We start from the raw sequence: 1,889 nt of genomic DNA on the forward strand, positions 1-1,889 counted from the left end.
CGTTCAACTCCCCATAGGAGACCCGCTCATCCCCGAACACCAACGCCACAGCGTCCGGAACCGACGCCGCACACTCCTCGAACACCCGGTGCAGGACCACATCGGACCCCGCACCCGTCCCAGCACGATTGAAGTCCACCAGTACACGCTGGCGCTCCCGCGCCGACAGGAGTTCGATGTCCCCCGGCCGCGTCTGCGGGTCGGCCGCCACGGCGGCCAGCACCCGCTCCAACCGAGCCACCAGCTCCACCGCCGTGTCACGGTCGAACAGGTCGACCGCGTACTCCAGGACACCGGAGACGCCCTGTGGGTCGGTGGAGAAGGAGAACGTGAGGTCGAACTTGGCGACCTTCCAGGCGAAGGGCTCCCGCTTTGCCTCGAGTCCCGGCAGCTCGGGTCCGGCGTCCGCGTTGTTCTGGAGCACGAGCATGACCTGGAAGAGCGGATGGTGCGCCATGCTGCGGGTCGGTGCCACCGCTTCCACCACGCGGTCGAAGGGCACGTCACGGTGATCGAAGGCAGCCAGATCACCCTCACGCACCCGAGCCAGCAACTCCACGAACGTCGGATCCCCCGACACATCCGTACGCAACACCAACGTGTTCACGAAGAACCCCACCAAGGAATCCAACGCCTCATCATCACGCCCAGCCACAGGCGTACCAATCGGAACATCAACACCACCACCCGACCGCGCCAACACCACCGCCAACGCAGCCTGAAGAACCATGAACAGCGTGCAGCCCCGCGCTCGCGCCAACTCCGCCAGACGGCCGTGCAGGTCGGCGTCCAACGAGAAGGCCAGGTGCTCCCCCCTGTTGGAGGCCACGGCGGGGCGCGGACGATCCGTCGGTAGCTCCAGCACCTCCGGGGCACCGGCCAGGGACCGCTCCCAGAAGTCGAGCTGGTCGGCGACCGGTCCCCCGGGTTCTGCCTCGTCCAACAGGGCGTTCTGCCAGAGCGCGTAGTCGGCGTACTGCACCCGGAGCGGGGCCCAGTCGGGAGCCGAGCCCGCGCGGCGGGCGGAGTACGCCTCCGTGAGATCTCTGAGCAGTACGGCCTCGGACCAGCCGTCGGTGGCGATGTGGTGCAGCAGCACCACCAGGACCGCCTCCTCGTCGGAGACCCTGAGCAGGTCAGCGCGCACCGGTAGGGCCTCGGCCAGGTCGAACACCCTGCCGACGAGGGTGTCCACGGTCCCGCGCACCTGGTCGCGCGCGCAGGGAGTGACCGCGAAGCGCAGCAGGGCACGGGCCTCCGGCTTGCCCAGTACTCGCTGGTGGGGCTCGCCTCCGGGCGAGGGGAACACCGTGCGCAACGACTCGTGGCGGTCGACGAGATCGCCCAGCGCGGCGCCGAGCGCTCCAGCGTCGACCTCACCGCGCAGGCGCAGCACGAGCGGAACGTTGTACGACGTGCTCGCCGACTCCAGGCGGTTGAGGAACCACAGACGGCGCTGCGCGAAGGACAACGGCAGCAGGTCGGGACGGGACACGGGCAGAACGCGCGGGCGCGCGCCGCGTTCACCGGCGGCGTCGATGGCCGCAGCCGCACCCTCAACCGTCGGGGCGGCGAACAGTTCCCGCAGCCTCACCTCAGCGCCGAGCACGGAACGGATCCGGCTGACCAGCCGGGTGGCGAGCAGGGAGTGGCCGCCCAGGTCGAAGAACGAATCATCGATCCCCACCCGTTCCAGGCCCAGGACCTCGGCGAACAACCCGCACAGGATCTCCTCCCGAGGATTGCGGGGTTGCCCGCCCGAGACCGAGGCCGTGTAGTCCGGTGCGGGCAGGACCCTCCTGTCCAGCTTGCCGTTGGCGGTCAGCGGGAGCTCGTCCAGCACCACCACCGCCGACGGGACCATGTGGTCGGGCAGTGAGGTGGCCAGA

At 69.4% G+C, this 1,889-nt stretch carries 1 protein-coding gene; it reads right to left on the reverse strand.

The window, feature by feature from the left end; translation table 11 throughout:
* The coding region (locus BDW27_RS27010) for a condensation domain-containing protein (RefSeq protein WP_233515960.1) at window positions 1-1,889 on the reverse strand (1,889 nt) is incomplete at both ends.

This window comes from Nocardiopsis sp. L17-MgMaSL7, from assembly GCF_003182025.1.
GTDB classification, from domain to species: Bacteria; Actinomycetota; Actinomycetes; order Streptosporangiales; family Streptosporangiaceae; genus Nocardiopsis; species Nocardiopsis prasina.